Source organism: Cyanobium sp. L1E-Cus (assembly GCF_024345755.1).
GTDB classification, from domain to species: Bacteria; Cyanobacteriota; Cyanobacteriia; order PCC-6307; family Cyanobiaceae; genus Cyanobium_A; species Cyanobium_A usitatum.
Window position 1 is genome coordinate 50,125 of record NZ_JAGQBS010000012.1, and the last position, 14,111, is coordinate 64,235.

At 61.1% G+C, this 14,111-nt stretch carries 20 protein-coding genes and 1 pseudogene; 17 read left to right on the top strand and 4 right to left on the bottom strand.

Going from position 1 to position 14,111, the window contains the following annotated elements:
- The first annotated feature begins 15 nt into the window (after positions 1 to 15).
- From KBZ22_RS11390 to KBZ22_RS11450, 13 genes and pseudogenes are all read left to right on the top strand, one after another.
- The gene (locus KBZ22_RS11390; protein WP_255022042.1) at positions 16 to 498 is read left to right on the top strand and encodes a MotA/TolQ/ExbB proton channel family protein; all 483 of its coding nucleotides are present in this window, start codon (positions 16 to 18) and stop codon (positions 496 to 498) included.
- A gap of 53 nt (positions 499 to 551) precedes the next feature.
- Positions 552 to 884: a hypothetical protein gene (locus KBZ22_RS11395; RefSeq protein WP_255022043.1), complete on the top strand. Its 333-nt coding sequence runs from the start codon at positions 552 to 554 to the stop codon at positions 882 to 884.
- Positions 881 to 1,243 carry a biopolymer transporter ExbD gene (locus tag KBZ22_RS11400; protein ID WP_106633011.1) on the top strand — a complete coding sequence of 121 codons (363 nt, stop codon included), beginning with the start codon at positions 881 to 883 and terminating at the stop codon, positions 1,241 to 1,243. Before KBZ22_RS11395 ends, KBZ22_RS11400 begins: the two co-directional genes overlap by 4 nt.
- On the top strand, positions 1,203 to 1,976 hold the full coding sequence (locus KBZ22_RS11405; protein WP_255022044.1) for a hypothetical protein: 774 nt from the start codon (positions 1,203 to 1,205) through the stop codon (positions 1,974 to 1,976). Before KBZ22_RS11400 ends, KBZ22_RS11405 begins: the two co-directional genes overlap by 41 nt.
- Positions 1,977 to 2,053: 77 nt before the next feature.
- Positions 2,054 to 2,701: a Crp/Fnr family transcriptional regulator gene (locus tag KBZ22_RS11410; RefSeq protein ID WP_106633013.1), complete on the top strand. Its 648-nt coding sequence runs from the start codon at positions 2,054 to 2,056 to the stop codon at positions 2,699 to 2,701.
- Positions 2,698 to 3,393 (top strand): winged helix-turn-helix domain-containing protein, encoded by a 696-nt coding sequence (locus KBZ22_RS11415; protein ID WP_255022045.1) that lies wholly within the window; start codon positions 2,698 to 2,700, stop codon positions 3,391 to 3,393. The genes KBZ22_RS11410 and KBZ22_RS11415 overlap by 4 nt, the downstream gene beginning before the upstream one ends.
- Positions 3,394 to 3,436: 43 nt before the next feature.
- Positions 3,437 to 4,129 carry a response regulator transcription factor gene (locus tag KBZ22_RS11420; protein WP_255022046.1) on the top strand — a complete coding sequence of 231 codons (693 nt, stop codon included), beginning with the start codon at positions 3,437 to 3,439 and terminating at the stop codon, positions 4,127 to 4,129.
- A 76-nt stretch (positions 4,130 to 4,205) separates the two neighbouring features.
- On the top strand, positions 4,206 to 5,276 hold the full coding sequence (locus KBZ22_RS11425) for a cell wall metabolism sensor histidine kinase WalK (RefSeq protein WP_255022047.1): 1,071 nt from the start codon (positions 4,206 to 4,208) through the stop codon (positions 5,274 to 5,276).
- 72 nt (positions 5,277 to 5,348) lie between these two features.
- Positions 5,349 to 5,567 (top strand): hypothetical protein, encoded by a 219-nt coding sequence (locus tag KBZ22_RS11430; protein WP_255022048.1) that lies wholly within the window; start codon positions 5,349 to 5,351, stop codon positions 5,565 to 5,567.
- 311 nt (positions 5,568 to 5,878) lie between these two features.
- Positions 5,879 to 6,559: a Coq4 family protein gene (locus KBZ22_RS11435; protein ID WP_255022049.1), complete on the top strand. Its 681-nt coding sequence runs from the start codon at positions 5,879 to 5,881 to the stop codon at positions 6,557 to 6,559.
- Positions 6,560 to 6,707: 148 nt separating this feature from the next.
- A complete protein-coding gene (locus KBZ22_RS11440) occupies positions 6,708 to 7,010 on the top strand; it encodes a hypothetical protein (protein ID WP_254941921.1) in 303 nt (100 codons plus the stop codon).
- Between the two features lie 57 nt (positions 7,011 to 7,067).
- Positions 7,068 to 7,379, top strand: a complete 312-nt coding sequence (locus KBZ22_RS11445) for a hypothetical protein (protein WP_255022050.1) — start codon at positions 7,068 to 7,070, stop codon at positions 7,377 to 7,379.
- A gap of 155 nt (positions 7,380 to 7,534) precedes the next feature.
- A pseudogene (locus KBZ22_RS11450) lies at positions 7,535 to 9,069 on the top strand (IS5 family transposase).
- Positions 9,070 to 9,215: 146 nt separating this feature from the next.
- Here KBZ22_RS11450 and KBZ22_RS14430 read toward each other — a convergent pair.
- Together KBZ22_RS14430 and KBZ22_RS11455 are read right to left on the bottom strand one after the other, a co-directional pair.
- Positions 9,216 to 9,434, bottom strand: a complete 219-nt coding sequence (locus tag KBZ22_RS14430; protein ID WP_396112022.1) for an IS3 family transposase — start codon at positions 9,432 to 9,434, stop codon at positions 9,216 to 9,218.
- Positions 9,385 to 9,909, bottom strand: coding sequence for a DDE-type integrase/transposase/recombinase (locus tag KBZ22_RS11455; RefSeq protein WP_255022051.1), 525 nt, complete (start codon positions 9,907 to 9,909; stop codon positions 9,385 to 9,387). The genes KBZ22_RS14430 and KBZ22_RS11455 overlap by 50 nt, the downstream gene beginning before the upstream one ends.
- Between KBZ22_RS11455 and KBZ22_RS11460 the strand changes: the two genes are divergently transcribed.
- From KBZ22_RS11460 to istB, 3 genes are read left to right on the top strand one after another with little or no spacing between them, the layout of a single operon-like run.
- On the top strand, positions 9,908 to 10,300 hold the full coding sequence (locus KBZ22_RS11460) for a hypothetical protein (protein WP_255022052.1): 393 nt from the start codon (positions 9,908 to 9,910) through the stop codon (positions 10,298 to 10,300). The two genes, KBZ22_RS11455 and KBZ22_RS11460, sit on opposite strands and share 2 nt — an antisense overlap.
- A 1-nt stretch (position 10,301) precedes the next feature.
- On the top strand, positions 10,302 to 11,501 hold the full coding sequence (locus KBZ22_RS11465) for a Mu transposase domain-containing protein (protein WP_255022053.1): 1,200 nt from the start codon (positions 10,302 to 10,304) through the stop codon (positions 11,499 to 11,501).
- Complete coding sequence (istB, locus tag KBZ22_RS11470) at positions 11,455 to 12,183, top strand: IS21-like element helper ATPase IstB (RefSeq protein WP_255022054.1); 729 nt, start codon at positions 11,455 to 11,457, stop codon at positions 12,181 to 12,183. The genes KBZ22_RS11465 and istB overlap by 47 nt, the downstream gene beginning before the upstream one ends.
- Positions 12,184 to 12,486: 303 nt before the next feature.
- On the opposite strand, the gene KBZ22_RS11475 is transcribed toward istB, so the two are convergent.
- Together KBZ22_RS11475 and KBZ22_RS14435 are read right to left on the bottom strand one after the other, a co-directional pair.
- Entirely contained in the window at positions 12,487 to 12,885 is a 399-nt protein-coding gene (locus KBZ22_RS11475; protein WP_255022055.1) for an IS3 family transposase, read from the bottom strand.
- Positions 12,882 to 13,247 (bottom strand): transposase, encoded by a 366-nt coding sequence (locus KBZ22_RS14435; protein ID WP_396112026.1) that lies wholly within the window; start codon positions 13,245 to 13,247, stop codon positions 12,882 to 12,884. Before KBZ22_RS14435 ends, KBZ22_RS11475 begins: the two co-directional genes overlap by 4 nt.
- Positions 13,248 to 13,476: 229 nt before the next feature.
- On the opposite strand from KBZ22_RS14435, the gene KBZ22_RS11480 reads away from it, so the two are divergent.
- Positions 13,477 to 14,111, top strand: a 635-nt coding sequence (locus KBZ22_RS11480; protein WP_255022056.1) for a hypothetical protein, incomplete at its 3' end; no start/stop codon positions are given.

Consider the following 14,111-nt stretch of genomic DNA (forward strand, 5'->3'; position numbering starts at 1 on the left):
CATTCGGCAAGAGCCATGGCTTCCTTCCTGTCTCTGTGGAAGGCCTGCGGACCGGTAGCTGTGCCCCTGCTGCTTTTATCAGTGGCGGTATTCACCGTGGGATTTGATCGCTGTGCGTTTTGGTGGCGCTGGTTTGCCCGTGGTCGCCGCTCGTGGCGGCAGCTGCGGACGGCGCTGGCGCAGGCACCTTCTCCGGAGGTGCGCCTTCAGTTGCTTGACGACTGTGACCACCAGATGACTTGGGGTGAGCCCTTGCTCCAGGCAGCAGTGGTGCTGGCTCCGCTGCTGGGCCTGATCGGCACGACGGCTGGCTTAATGGCGGTGCTGAAGCAACTAGGCAGCCAGCTGCTGCTGCCGCCCGGCGCTCCCTTGGCCGGCTACGGCGACGTGTTGCTTCCCACCCTGCTTGGTCTGCAGATCACTTTTGTGGCGATGGCGTTGCTGTTGCTTAACCAGGGGCTGCGCCGCTGGCAGCTGCGTCATTGCGCCAACCCCTGATGCAGCAGTCAAGCGCCGCACAACCAGGGCTCTTAACCGCCTTGGTACCCCTGGTGGCAACCAGCATCACCGTGTTGCTGGCGGTTGCTGCCCTGCCCAGCCTGTTGCAGCAAGACAAACTGCGACTGCACCCCGAGCCCGCTGTTAGCGGCGGTGATGTGTTGGTTGTGGCCCGCGCCGCATCCGGCCGCTGGATTCTCAACGGTGCCCCCCAAGCGGATGAGGGCCTGCTTCGCCAACTGCAGGCCCGCCCGTCCGCGGTGGTGGCTGTGCGTTTCCAGCCCTCGGCTGGCTTAGCCAGCGCTGAGGTGGCCGCCTCTCTCGATTGGTTGCAGCACCACTCCCGCTTGCCGGTGCTGGTGGAGTGGCCGGGAGGAAAGCGGTGAAGCAAGCCTGGCTGCTGCAACCCTTCTCCCATGCGCTGCTGGCAACGGCTCTATGCGCTTTTTCCCTGGGCCTGCTGCTGCTGCCCCAGGTGAGGCTGCAGCGCCCGTTGGCCCAGGGGGTAATCAGCCTGCACCTCGCTGCCGATGGTGGTCTGAGGCTCTGGAACCAGCCTATTGCCGCCGCCGAGCTGCGGCGCTTGCTTGCCGCTCCGGCCCTGCGCAGCAGGGCGAATCGCTTGCGGATCGTGCCCGATCCCGACACCCCCTGGGGTGACGTCCGCCGCCTGCTCAGCCAGCTCGATTCCTTGCCACTGCACCTTGAAATCCAACTTCCTGCACCTACACCCAAAGCTGGCTGAGCCGATGGTGCGGCGCTGGGCTCCTGCCCTGCTGGCCGCCCTGATTTGCCAGTTGCTGCTGCTGATGGCCCTGCCCCAGCCCGGAAGCGATGGCCGCCGCGCTCGCCGGGCCGTGCTGGAAGAGGACACGGCCACCCTGCTGCGCTGGAGCCGCACGGCTTCAGGCTTGGGCACGACTAGCTCCCTGGCCACGATTCCTCTGCAAGGTCTGGCAGGCCTGCCGCCGCCGCCACCCTCCAGCCTGCCCACTGGTGCTTTCGCCGGCGACTCCCAAAGCGAGCAGGGCCGCCGCCAGCCCGTTGCGGCCGCTAGCGGGCCGCCAACTACAACCAATCTCGGAAACCTGCCGCGCCAGCCCAGCGAGGCATTTCGCCTGGCCCGGCAAGTGGCCATGGGTGGGCGGCCCAGGGAAGCTGGCGCCGCCTTGGTGGCCCTGCAGCGGCGCCAGTGGTGGCTGCTTCCCGGCCAGGAGCGTGCCCTTCTAGCCCTATGGGATGGAGGCAAGGAGCAGGAATTACCAGCGAGCCTGGGCACCTTGCCCGAAGACATCAGCCTGCGCCTCAGCAGTCCCAGCGCCGCCGCGCCCCTGGCCCTCGCCGAGCTCCATGGCCGCTCCTTAATAGATGGATATCGGCTTTGGCTCTTCTGGCAGCAGGGCGAGAGCCTCTGGCTGTTGCGGGGGGCTTTGCTGGGGCCACCAACGCCACCCCCACCCGCCCTAACCGGGTCTTAAACCCGGGACTACCGAGCCTTTGCTTGGCAGCGCAGCTGACTCCATAGCGTTGTGCCAGCCCACTGGCTTGCTCCTCGATGGTGTTCACGCCCTCTCTTCAGCCGGGTCGCAGCGATAGCTTCCGCGATCTGCTTGAGACCAGCTACGAGAAGCGCAGCTTGGTGCACCTTGCGGCTGGAAGCCAGGTGCCCCTGCTTAAGCGCAGCGTTTGGCTGGTTGTGCGGGGCATGGTGAAACTCACCGCGATTTCGATCCATGGTGATGAGTTGCTGCTGGGGTTAGCCGGCCCTAACGAGCCCTTCGGCGATCCCCTCACCAATGTTGAGGCCTATGCGGCCAACACCTTGGTAGATAGCGACCTGCTCTGCGTCAGCTGCGAAGAAATTCAGCGCTCACCCAATCTGGCTATGGGCCTGCTTCAGGGCATGGCCTCTCGCTACCGCCAAAGTGAGGCCCTGCTTGCCCTGCTCGGCCTGCGCCGCATCGAAGATCGGGTGCGCGGGTTCCTTGAGTTGCTCGCCAACGACTACGGCCAGCCCTGTGAACAGGGCCTGCGCCTTCAGGTGAAGCTCACCCACCAGGAGCTGGCCAGCACCCTCAGCACCACCCGGGTCACCGTTACTCGGATTCTCGGCGCCCTGCGCGATGAGGGCTGGCTCCACATCGATAGCCAGCGACGGCTTGTGGTGAGCCATCTCCCCCAGCAGCGCAACCAGCATCGATGAATCAGCCGTCCATACGGCTGTTGCTCGTTTACTCCGACTGCACCGCAGCGACCTGCCTGCATCAAAAGCTTGGCGATGAGGGCTACGAAGTAACCGTTTGCACTGATGCAGAGCAGGCGAACTCCAAGTTGGGGCCAAGTTTCAACTGGGATTTGCTTGTGCTGGATGGCAGCCTGGGCGAAGCTGCCCGACAGCTGTGCCGCCAGGTGCGCTCGGCCCGCAAGCCGATTCCTGTGCTGCTGCTATGCCCTGGAGTCTCCGAGACCGACCGAGTACGGGGCCTCGAGGATGGCGCCGATGACGTGCTGCCCAGTCCCTTTGGACTGGCGGAATGCCTGGCCCGCTGCCGGGCCTTGGTGCGCCGCCACCAACTCGGCTCGGAAAACTCGCTTTCCCTGCGCTGCGGCCGGGTTTCCATGCTTGTGGAGGAACACCGGGTGTGCCGCGATGGTGCCGAGGTGAGCCTGTCGCCACGGGAATTTCGACTACTTCACTTCTTTTTGAAGCATCCACGCCGGATCTGGAGTCGCGATCAACTGCTCGCTCGGGTGTGGGGAGAAAGCGAGGCCGTGGAGCTCGATCCCAAGACCGTGGATGTGCATATCCGCTGGCTGCGCCTCAAGTTGGAAGAGAATCCCGCCCAACCCAGCTTGATCACCACGGTTCGTGGTCAGGGTTACCGCTGTGGTTGAAGCAACATTCTGGGGGGTTGAGCTGGCCGGCGAGAATGGCGACATGCAGCCTTCCTTGCTCGTAGTCGAAGACGACGAAACGATTCGCGAAACGATTCGCGAAGCCCTGGAGCTGGAGGGGTTCAGCGTCCAGGCCTGTGGCAATGGCCGCGACGCCCTGCAAATGCTGCAGCGGGCGCCCGATGGCCAACAATTTTCCCTGGTGGTGCTGGATTTGATGCTGCCGGGGCTGGGTGGGCTGGATGTTTGCCGGCAGCTACGACAACACAGCAACCAAACGCCGATCCTGGTGGTGAGTGCCCGTGACACCGAAACCGACCGGGTGCTGGGGCTCGAGGTGGGTGCCGACGACTACCTGGTCAAACCCTTTGGCATGCGGGAGCTGGTGGCTAGGTGCCGGGCCCTGCTGCGGCGCTCGTCTAGCCAGCCCAGCCGGGCCAAGGTGCTGGAGCACGCCAACCTCTGCATCTACCAGGACGAATGCCGGGTGACGCGGGACGGAGTGGAGGTAAACCTATCGCCGAAGGAATATCGATTGCTGGAGCTGTTTATGCAAAATCCACGGCGGGTCTGGAGCCGCGATCAGCTGCTGGAGCAACTTTGGGGTATCGACTACATCGGCGACAGCAAAACCGTTGATGTGCACATCCGCTGGTTGCGGGAGAAGTTGGAGGAGAGTCCATCAGCCCCAGTGCATCTGATTACGGTGCGGGGGTTTGGTTATCGCTTTGGCTAGAGCCCTTGAGCTGCTGCTCGCGTTGAGCCTGGGGATAGGGCTAGGCCTGCTTACCAGCCCCCTTATCCGGCCTGGAGTGGCCTCCTGGCGGCGTCGAGCTGGCCTGAACCGCCCCCTGCCCCCAGCCCGGCAGCTGCTGAGCTGGATGGATTCCGCCGCCATTGGCTGGATCCTCCTGGATCGCCAGGGCCTGATCGGCCATATCAACCCAAGGGCGGAGCGGATCTTGCAGCTTGATGCCGGCCGCCTATTGCTCAGCCAACCCTTCGGTGATGTCTGCCCAGATCCAGACTTAGCCAGCAGCATCCGCATCGCCCGCCGCCAGGATCGCCCCCAGCGGCTGGAATTGCACTCCGGCGGCCATGACCTAGATGCCATGGTGGTGCCGGGACGAGATGGCTGGTTGGTGGTGCAACTGCAGAGCCGCCGCTCCCTTGATGCCCAGCTCGAGCAGCAGGAGCGCTGGGTTAGTGATGTGGCCCATGAATTGAAAACCCCCCTCACCGCCCTGCTGCTGGTGGGCGACAGCCTCGCTGCCCAGGTGAATAGCCAGAATGCGCGACTGGTGGAGCGGTTGCAGCGGGAATTGCTGCGGCTGCAGGAGCTGGTGGGCGACCTACTTGAGCTCTCCCGCCTCGAAAACACCCTGCCCGGCACGGCCTCACGGGCCATGGTGGTGGATCTGCCCCAGCTGGTGGAGCAGGTATGGACCAGCGTGCGGCCGCTGGCAGATCAACGCCAGATAGCTCTTGAGCTTGTTGCACCAGCAAAGTTGCAGCTGAGCGGCGATAATTCCCGCCTGCACCGGGCCCTGCTCAACCTTTTTGATAACGCCCTGCGCTACAGCCCCGATGGTGGGGTGGTGCGGGTCAGCCTTGATCGCCGCGGTGAGTGGTGCCAGCTGAGCGTGGCTGATCAGGGACCCGGGCTTAGCGAAGAAGACTTAGCCCATCTGTTTGAACGCTTTTACCGAGGTGATCCATCTCGGGCCCGAAGTAAACGGATCGGCAGTGGCCTGGGCTTATCGATCGTGCAGCAGATCGCCGTTACCCACGGCGGAAGGATCCAGGCCAGCAACCAGGCTGAAGGAGGAGCCGTGCTTGAAATGATCCTGCCGGGAGTAGTCGACAGCGTCAGCCCTGGCTAGATTGATCAGGTATTAGGACAAGCGCTTGAGGCCATGCATTTTTGGGCTCCCGAGATTGATCCATCCCATCCGATGGACTGCACCCAGGCTGAGCGATATGCCCTGAAGCGTCTTAGCGATGGCACATTTCTGGCCATTGCCGGCGAGGATCAGCGACTCGTCGATGTTGATAGCACTTCTGATGCATTCCTTTTTCATACCCACGAAGCTGCCCTGCGAGCCGCCACTGAGCTGAATCGCGGCGGCCGCGGTCCGTTAGATGTGGTGAAGATTGAGTGGGAGCAAGCCTGAGCGGCTTTGGGTTCATGGCGAAGGCCACCACAAGGCAAGCTCTAGGGGGTGGTGGTAGCCGTGTGGTTGTGAATACAGCCTAGGGATATCGTTACCAGTCTCTTGGCGTGCCTCCTGGCCGGACGACTTAGCGCCAAGCGGCCACTCTGGAAACGGAGGTTATCGTCTCACCAGATGGAATGATCTCGAATGTTGAATATAATAGATAGGTTCGTGCTCGTATGAATCCTTGAGCCTTTTGTCCACTGCTCCACCACTGGCTCGTGAAGGTGAAAAGTATCAGTCATACTGGAGGCAGTTGAGATTGGTTTATGTCGCGGTTTGGTGAGCTGCTGCTGGCGGCCAACAACCTCAAACTGCTTGCCGCGATAGGTCGCAGTGGCGGCGATCTGAACTCGATAGCCGATCTGCTCGACAACATGATCGATAGTCCCCAGATGGTCGATTCGATCAGGCGCTTTAAGGCGGTGGCTGGTGGAGCAGAAATGCTCGAGCAGCGCTATCCGCCGCTGCAGCCTGACATCGAGCGGCTTATCCAGCTTCCAGTGGGGAGCTTGGGCCGCAGTTACGCCGAGGTGATCCGCAGGCTCAACTACGACCCGGAATTTTTCCGGCCGCGCCCGATCGATAGCGAGGCCCAATGGCTCACCCAACGGGTAGCCACCACCCACGACATCCACCATGTGGTGGCTGGCTTTGGCACCTCAGCAGCAGGCGAAAGCGGCGTGCTGGCCATCACCGCCGCCCAAATCGGCTTTCCCGCCTATGTGCTGCTTACCACCGCCGGCCAACTAGCCAGCTTCCGCCTTCAGCTGGAGCGCTATGAGGATCTAGCTCAGGCAGTGGCTCACGGCATGGCGATCGGCCATCAGGCCCAGTGCTTGATGGCGGCCCGGTGGGAGGAGGGCTGGGAGCGCTCCATTAGCGATTGGCGCCTGGAGCTGGGAATAAATGATCCGGCTGATGGCGCGGCCTATGGATTGGCTGTCTAAAGATGAGGCTTAGGGCCCTCCATCTGAACCACTAAGGCAGCTGCTTCTGTTTGATCCCGCTGACAGCAGGCTCCATTGGCTTGCGGCTGCGCCAGGTTTGTGTCGGAGCGCTCTGCAGCAACCCCGAGCGCCCGCACTCAGTATTTCCATGACAACCGAAAAATTTGGTTTCAGGCCCATCGAGCCTGAAGCAGACCTGGACAAGGCAGAGCCCTCTTCGATTCTGTACGGCGCTCCCGCTGGTGCGATGCAGCCAGATCAGGACTACCGGCTTCTGGAGCACTCCTATCGCAATTCACCTGAATACGCAGCGATGGTGGAGCGCTATCCCCTACTAAGGAGCTTGATATCAGCCTGCGTTTCTTCTGAACTGGTTGGTCATCCGCTAGTAATAGCTTGCGTGGAGCACCCTACTCTGACGCTGCAGTGGGATCGTAGCCACGGTGAATAATGTTCTGGTAATCCTCTCCATGGGCTATGCTGCACTAATCACTTATTATCTAAGAGAATGTCTGAGATCGAGGAAATCAATAAACTTGTCACGTTTGGCCTGGTAGACGGCAAGCTTCGGATTCTGCAGGTCAATGCAAATATTTGGGGTGATGTTACCGGGAGCATTCAGGGTAGTGTTCGTGGCGATATATATGGAGACGTTGAAGGAAGTGTAGAAGGATATGTCGGGCGCGATGTTGGCGCAAATGTTGGTCGCCATGTATTAGGTAATGTTAATGGCAATGTAGAGGGAAGCGTTTGGGGGGATATCAAGGGCGATGTATGGGGTAATGTCTTTGGAAAAGTTGAGGGTAATGCTGAAGAGTAGCGCCGCATTCCCTTGGGCTTTGATGTTGCCAGCGCATTTGGGGCTTCCTGAAAAAGAACAGACCGACTGCGCCGCAGTAGATTTGGGCATTTTTAGACGGTAGAATGTTACCAAACGGGTGCAAATTCGCCCAAAAGCCGCCCAGAGTTTTCCACATGTATCGGTGCGAGCATCGTGATCAGCTCTCGTTAGAAGACTTCTTCCTGCTATTTGGCGGACAACTCTCAGGTGACAATCGCTGGATCAAGCTGGCCGAGCTGATCCCGTGGGACGAATTGGATGATGACTATGCATCCCATTTCTGCAAGGGGTTTGGAGCTCCAGCGAAGCCATTTCGCATGGCATTGGGAGCTTTAATCATCAAAGCCCGCTTGGGGCTCACGGATGAAGAACTCGTTGAGCAGATCAAAGAAAACCCATACCTCCAGTTCTTCCTAGGCTTGGAAGGGTTTCAGTATTCGTCGCCATTTGACCCATCGATGATGGTGTACTTCCGGAAACGGCTTCCCGAATCGGTGGTGAATGACTGCAATGAACGAATCGTCTGGCATGGTCTGAATGTGATCCATTCTTCTGCTGCAAACGATCACGATGATGACGACGGTAACCAAGGAGGTGAAACCGGCCGCGCAGACCATCAGCAGACCAGATCCGACACGCCACGGACCAATCAAGGCTCATTGCTGATTGATGCAACATGTGCACCTGCAGATATTCGCCACCCCACTGATCTCTCGCTGCTCAATTAAGGCAGAGAGTTGTCCGAGATGCTCATCGATGCGATGCATGCTCAGGTCCGAGATGCCTTTGGCCATAAGCCTCGCACACACCGCAAACACGCCAGGTAGCAGTTTCTGGCCGTGATCAAAAAGTAGCGACCACGAACCAACAAAATCTGTCAGGCGATCAAGCAGCAGCTTGCTCATCTCAAGCGCAATCTCACCAGTATCGATGCCCTAACTGTCTGTGGTGCAAGCCTTCTGGCCGCTGGCCGATACGTCTACTAGAAGCTTTTGGTTGTCAGCGAGCTGGTCCGTCAGCAGAACATTCTTTAGCACTCTGATAGCAGAAGTATTCCTGACCGCATCGTCAGCCTCAGGCAGGCTCATATCAGGCCGATCGTGCGTGGCAAGGCAAGGTGCAACGTTGAGTTTGGAGCAAAAATTTCGATCTCGGTGACAGGTGAGGGCTTTACCTTCCTGGATCGACTCAGCTTTGATTCCTATAACGAAGGAGAAGACCAGAAGGCCCAGGCAAAGGCCTATCGCCGCCGTCATGGTCACTACCCAGAAGTTATCTGTGCCGATCAGATCTATCGAACCTGCGCTAATCGAGCCTTCTGCCTGCGCCATGGCATTCGCTTGAGTGGTCCAAGGCTCGGTCGCCCCAAGAGCGATCCAGAGTTATTGGCTGAAGAGAAACGCCAGTTTCTAGATGATCAGAGGCAACGCAACGCTGTCGAAGGAAAAATCGGCCAGGGCAAACGGCGGTTTGGATTGGGTCTGACCCGGAGAAGCTCGCTGTCACTCAGGGTTCAACCATTGCACTGAATGTGCTGGTGATGAACCTCGAGAAGCTGCTGGAGCTTCTTTTTGTCTTTTTTGCGGCCTTGCTACGCCTTCTCCTGGTCAATGAGAGCGGTCAGAGTGTTCGCACTCTGCCGCTGAAGCCTCAGATGGCTGCGGCGTGATGATCGGGCTGCGTGCTCAACCAAGGTCCATTTTTGTTGAGGCTGACCCCTGAATCACTTTCTCAGTAGGCCCTACCTAGAATTCGATTTGGGCTTCTCGCGTCCACACGCACCCTTTGGGGTTCCCCCGATTCGGTGGACAGTGATCAGGGCCTCGCGGGGGTGAGTGTACGGGTAGCGATGAACTGCTGTTCGTAGTCGATCGGGCTGAGATAGCCGATCGTTGAGTGACGACGCTCGCGGTTGTAGTAACCATCGATCCAGAAGACCATGTGCCTGATCAGCTGTTGAGGGCTTTTCGGGGTCTCTGCATCGTCATCGAGGTCCAGTTCGTGTTTGAGGGTGGAGAAAAAGCTCTCCACCACTGCGTTGTCCCAGCAGCAGCCCTTGGCTCGACTTGCTGCAGCTGATCTTGTGGCTCTCCAGCAACCGCCTGTAGGCCATGGCCCGATATTGGCCGCCCTGATCCGTGTGGATCAGGAGCTGGTCTAGTTCGATCTGACGGTGACCGATGGCCCTGTTGAGAGCCTCTAACACCAGCGTGGCCTCCATCGAGGCGCCCATAGCCCAGCCGACTACGCGGCGGCTGTAAAGGTCGATCCAGATCGCCAAATACCGCCATCCGGCTGTGGTGCGGATGTAGGTGATATCACCAGCCCAACAGCGGTTGGGTGCAAGGGGGGCAAAGTCCTGCTGCAGCAAGTGTCCGCCGACAATAAAGTTGGCCGGTCGGCGACAAGCTCGTTGGCCGGTGGGGTGAGTGCTGGAGACCCTGGTGCCGATGCGCAGGGACCAGGGGATGCCGGCACCACTGACCAGCCACCAACGCAACCTGTACATGACGAAACGACGAGGCGGCAGCAGCCAGGAGGCTGCTGCCGCAGCGGCTGGCATCTCAGTGCGCAGCGCCCGCCGGATTGAGAGGAACCAGCTGCAGCCCAGGGCGAACCAGCTCCGTGGCCGCACCCGGCCCGATCCGCTGGAGGGTGTCTGGGAGGAGGAGCTGGTGCCGCTGTTGCAACGTGCGCCAGCGTTGACACCGATCACTCTGCTGGAGCACCTGCAGCGGCAGAAGCCCGATTTCGACTGGATTCCTCTGCAACGGACCTTGCAGCGACGGGTGCGGGAGTGGAAGGCGTTGCATGGCCCGGATCCAGAGGTGATCTTCCCTTTGAGCTACGAGCCCGGCGAGATCGCCTTCTGTGACTTCACCCAACTCAAGGGGGTGTGAGGTGACGATCGCTGGCGAGGCGTTCCCCCATCTGCTGTTCCACTACCGCCTGGCATGGAGCGGCTGGAGCTATGCGCAGGTGGTGCAGGGCGGCGAGAGTTTCGTCGCCCTCTCCGAGGGGTTGCAGAACGCCCTGTCATCCTGCGGTGGGGTCCCAGATGAACTGCGCACCGACCGGTTGTCGGCGGCGTGCCGTAACCGCAACGGCAGTTTTTCAGCCGACATCACCAGCCGTTACCACGCCCTGTGCAGTCATTACGGCCTGGCCTACAGCCGCAACAACCTGAGGGTGGCGCATGAGAACGGCCGTATGGAGAGTCCCCATGGCCATCTCAAGCGGCGGATCGAGCAGGCGCTGCTGCTGCGCGGCAGCAGCGATTTTGACTCGCTGGCTGCGTACCAGGCCTTCCTAGCTGCGGTGCTCGAGCAATACAACCGACCGCGGCTGGTCCGGCTGGAGCAAGAGAAAACGGCGCTGCGGCCGCTGCCGCGCTTTCGCTTTGCCGACTACGACATCGAGCAGCTCACGGTGCGGCGCACCAGCACGATCGAGGTGCGCAGGGTGGTGTATTCGGTGCCGCCGCGGCTGATCGACCAGCGGCTGACGGTGCGGATTTATCACGACCGGCTGCAGCTGCTTCTGGGCCGGCAGATCGCCTGCGAACTGGCGCGGCGCCACGGCGGCGTCGAGCGCCATGGTCGGGCGTGGAGCATTGATCTGGAGCATCTGATCGATGCGCTCAGGCGCAAACCCCGGGCGTTGCTGCACTGCCGTTACCAGCGGGAGCTGTTCCCCGATGAGCGCTGGTGGCAGCTGTGGCAGCAGCTGCGCAATAGCGGTGATCGCGCCGCCGCCGCTCGGCTGTTTACGGAGCGAAGCGGAGTGGGCCGGAGGCCGTTGGTCGAGGCGCTGTATGTCGGCTGCCGAGTGGCCGGCTACGAGCCAGTGCTCGCCTGGCTCGAGAAGGCCCACCAACGGCAGGGGCTGTCTCTGGCGGCGCTGCAGCAACGCTTCCGGCTGCCGCCCCATCGCCCCCTGCCACCACAACGCATTTCCCAACACACGCTGCAGAGCTATGACGACCTCCTTGCCCTCCATCCCGCGGCCCCAGGCGGCGGAAGCCGCACTGCCGATCCTGCTGCGGCAGCTGCAGTTGGCATGGATCCGCTCCCACTGGCAGAGCATCGCCTCGCAGGCTGAGGCGGAAGGCTGGAGCCACAGCCAGTTCCTCTATGCCCTGTGCGAGCAGGAGGTGGAGCAACGCCAGCATGCCCGCCAGCACCGGCTGCTGCGCGCGGCCCATCTGCCCTGGAGCAAGGCCCTGGCGGACTACGACCATGGTGGCCGGATCGAGGCCCACCGGTGGCAGGAACTGGAGGCCTTGAGCCGCCAGAGCGAGTGGCTGCAGCGGGGCGAGAACGTGCTGCTGTTCGGCCCCAGCGGTGTAGGCAAAACCCACCTGGCGGTCGGCATCGCCCTGGCGCAGATCGGTCTGGATCAGGCCTGCCGCTTCTACCCGGCCACGAGCCTGGTGCAGGAGCTGCAGAAAGCCCGCGCCGAGTACAACCTGCCGGCAGCGCTGGAGCGGCTGGATCGCTACCCGCTGCTGCTGATCGATGACATCGGGTACGTGCGGCGGGATGAACAGGAGAGCAGCGTGCTGTTTGAGCTGATCTGCCACCGCTACGAGCGCCGATCGCTGCTGATCACCGCTAATCAGCCGTTCACCGCCTGGGATGAGATCTTCCCCAGCAGCTCGATGACCGTCGCGGCGGTGGACCGGCTGGTGCACCACTGCCACATCATCGAGATCAGCGGCGACAGCCACCGCCGCGCGCAGGCAAGCCGGCGCAGCGGCAGCCAACAGCCAAAGCAGCCATAGAGAAGCGGAGAACAGCCCGGGAGATTGTCGTCCGGCGACAACCTGGCGCCGATGGAAGCAGGCCCCGGTAGGGAGCTCCGCACGAGCCGGCGGACTGTGGGGTCCGCCGGCTCGTGCGCTCCAGGGCAAGGTTCAGCGGAGGTCTCGGCGCCTAACCGGCCAACGTGGTTGTCGCCTGGTGCCGATCAGAGGAAGACAGTGCTGGCAATGGCTCGGACTGATAGGTGGCTCAGTTTTCATGTCGCCTCCAGCGTCATCGCCCCCCGGTTGTCGCCGGCGACAACGGGGGGCGATCAGTTCCCCTCACCGGCCAACTTGATTGACGCCAACCGGCCAAGGGGCTTGACGCGGGACAAGCAAGTTCTCCGCGACCCCAGAGGCCTTACTGCCGTTATTGCGACAAGGCCTGAACCCACGCCTGGTCTTGGCCTTGAGCGCTGAACAACGCATGAGCCTGGCAATGCGGTGGTGGCCCACCTTGAGACCAGCAGCCTTGAGCTCCTGATGGACGCGTGGTGCTCCGTAGAAACCGCGGTGCCGATCAAAAACCGCCTGCACCTGGGCCGTGATGGCCTCGTTCTCCTGGGCCCGTGGACCTGGGTTGTGCTGCCGTTGCCGCCAGGCGTAGAAGCCGCTGCGGGCTACACCCAGCTGCTTACACAGCCAGGCCGTGGAGAAGCGGCCTGAGAGGGCCTCGATCATGCGAAACCTCTCGGCGGCAGCTGCTCTTTTGCAAAGTGCGCTGCCGCCAGCCTGAAAAAATCCTTCTCCCCCCTGAGCTCACGGTTTTCCTTGCGCAGCCGGGCCAGTTCAGCCCTTTCCTCGCTAGTCAGTTGACCCTGCTCAGGGGGGCCAAAGTCCCCGCGATCAATCCGGGCTTGCCTGACCCACTTAGAAAGGCTGCTGATGGGAATACCCAGCCGCTGGGCGACAGCCGTACAGCTGAGGCCCTCACTGAGGCAGAGCTCAACAGCTTCTTGCTTTTGCTGCGCCGTGAACTGGCGTCTTGATTTGGTCAGGTTCGTCATCGATGGACAGTCTGAGGTGCATGGCGTGACTCCCATCGACCTGTCCACGAAACCGGGGCAACCCCACCTTGGCTGTTTTGGGGTGAACGTCACGAGCAAGGTAAAGACGACTAAACGAGGCGCTCATCAGCAGCATCTGCTCAGCTCTTGTCGAGAGCTGGCTGTTCTGATAGGATTGTGGTAATATCTTTGTTGTGGAAAAATGTCCACATATCACAAGTTAGCTCAAGCAGCCATTGTAGGAGCCGCATTCGTAGGTGGATGTGTGCCTCATGATCGTACGAGTCAAAGCGGTGTTCCTAGTCACCAAGAATCATCGTCAGCTCTTGTCGCACCCACAGTTAAACCTGGGACAAGCGCTACTTCAAGTTCAATAAAGCCTCTTCTACCACTGATTTCGCCCGCAGCTCCATCTGTTCGAAATTTTGCTCTCGAAAGCGCGGGCCTTGCCGCGTCTCAAGACATAAAGCCACTCAGAGAGAATTCTTGCGGCCATGGATGCTCTGATTCGCTATCGCAGGCTTCTGCCACTATTGCATCTGCAGAATCAAAATCAGCACCAAAGCAAGATGAGAGATCTCACGTCCTGCCGACCATACAAGTCGGAGATCTGCTAAGCGAGCAGCAGCGTTTAGCCGATGCCAAGAGTGTCGCCCTCGAGCAGCAGGCCAAGCAGCAGCTCGAGCAGGAGCGCATCGCAACAGAGCGCCAGGCTGAAACCCAGCGGCTGGCCGCAGCGCGGCTTGAGCAGCAGCGTCTAGCCGATGCCAAGCGTGTCGCCCTCGAGCAGCAGGCCAAGCAGCAGCTCGAGCAGGAGCGCATCGCAACAGAGCGCCAGGCTGAAACCCAGCGGCTGGCCGCAGCGCGGCTTGAGCAGCAGCGTCTAGCCGATGCCAAGCG

Excerpts from the sequence above, each read along its gene's own strand:
- KBZ22_RS11455 (WP_255022051.1), bottom strand. The coding sequence starts at position 9,909 with ATGTACAGGTTGCGTTGGTGGCTGGTCAGTGGTGCCGGCATCCCCTGG.
- KBZ22_RS11435 (WP_255022049.1), top strand. The coding sequence starts at position 5,879 with ATGTCGCGGTTTGGTGAGCTGCTGCTGGCGGCCAACAACCTCAAACTG.
- KBZ22_RS11475 (WP_255022055.1), bottom strand. The coding sequence starts at position 12,885 with ATGATCGAGGCCCTCTCAGGCCGCTTCTCCACGGCCTGGCTGTGTAAG.
- KBZ22_RS11410 (WP_106633013.1), top strand. The coding sequence starts at position 2,054 with ATGGTGTTCACGCCCTCTCTTCAGCCGGGTCGCAGCGATAGCTTCCGC.
- KBZ22_RS11460 (WP_255022052.1), top strand. The coding sequence starts at position 9,908 with ATGACGAAACGACGAGGCGGCAGCAGCCAGGAGGCTGCTGCCGCAGCG.
- KBZ22_RS11415 (WP_255022045.1), top strand. The coding sequence starts at position 2,698 with ATGAATCAGCCGTCCATACGGCTGTTGCTCGTTTACTCCGACTGCACC.
- KBZ22_RS14435 (WP_396112026.1), bottom strand. The coding sequence starts at position 13,247 with ATGGGAGTCACGCCATGCACCTCAGACTGTCCATCGATGACGAACCTG.
- KBZ22_RS11420 (WP_255022046.1), top strand. The coding sequence starts at position 3,437 with ATGCAGCCTTCCTTGCTCGTAGTCGAAGACGACGAAACGATTCGCGAA.
- KBZ22_RS11390 (WP_255022042.1), top strand. The coding sequence starts at position 16 with ATGGCTTCCTTCCTGTCTCTGTGGAAGGCCTGCGGACCGGTAGCTGTG.
- KBZ22_RS11440 (WP_254941921.1), top strand. The coding sequence starts at position 6,708 with ATGACAACCGAAAAATTTGGTTTCAGGCCCATCGAGCCTGAAGCAGAC.
- KBZ22_RS11430 (WP_255022048.1), top strand. The coding sequence starts at position 5,349 with ATGGACTGCACCCAGGCTGAGCGATATGCCCTGAAGCGTCTTAGCGAT.
- KBZ22_RS11445 (WP_255022050.1), top strand. The coding sequence starts at position 7,068 with ATGTCTGAGATCGAGGAAATCAATAAACTTGTCACGTTTGGCCTGGTA.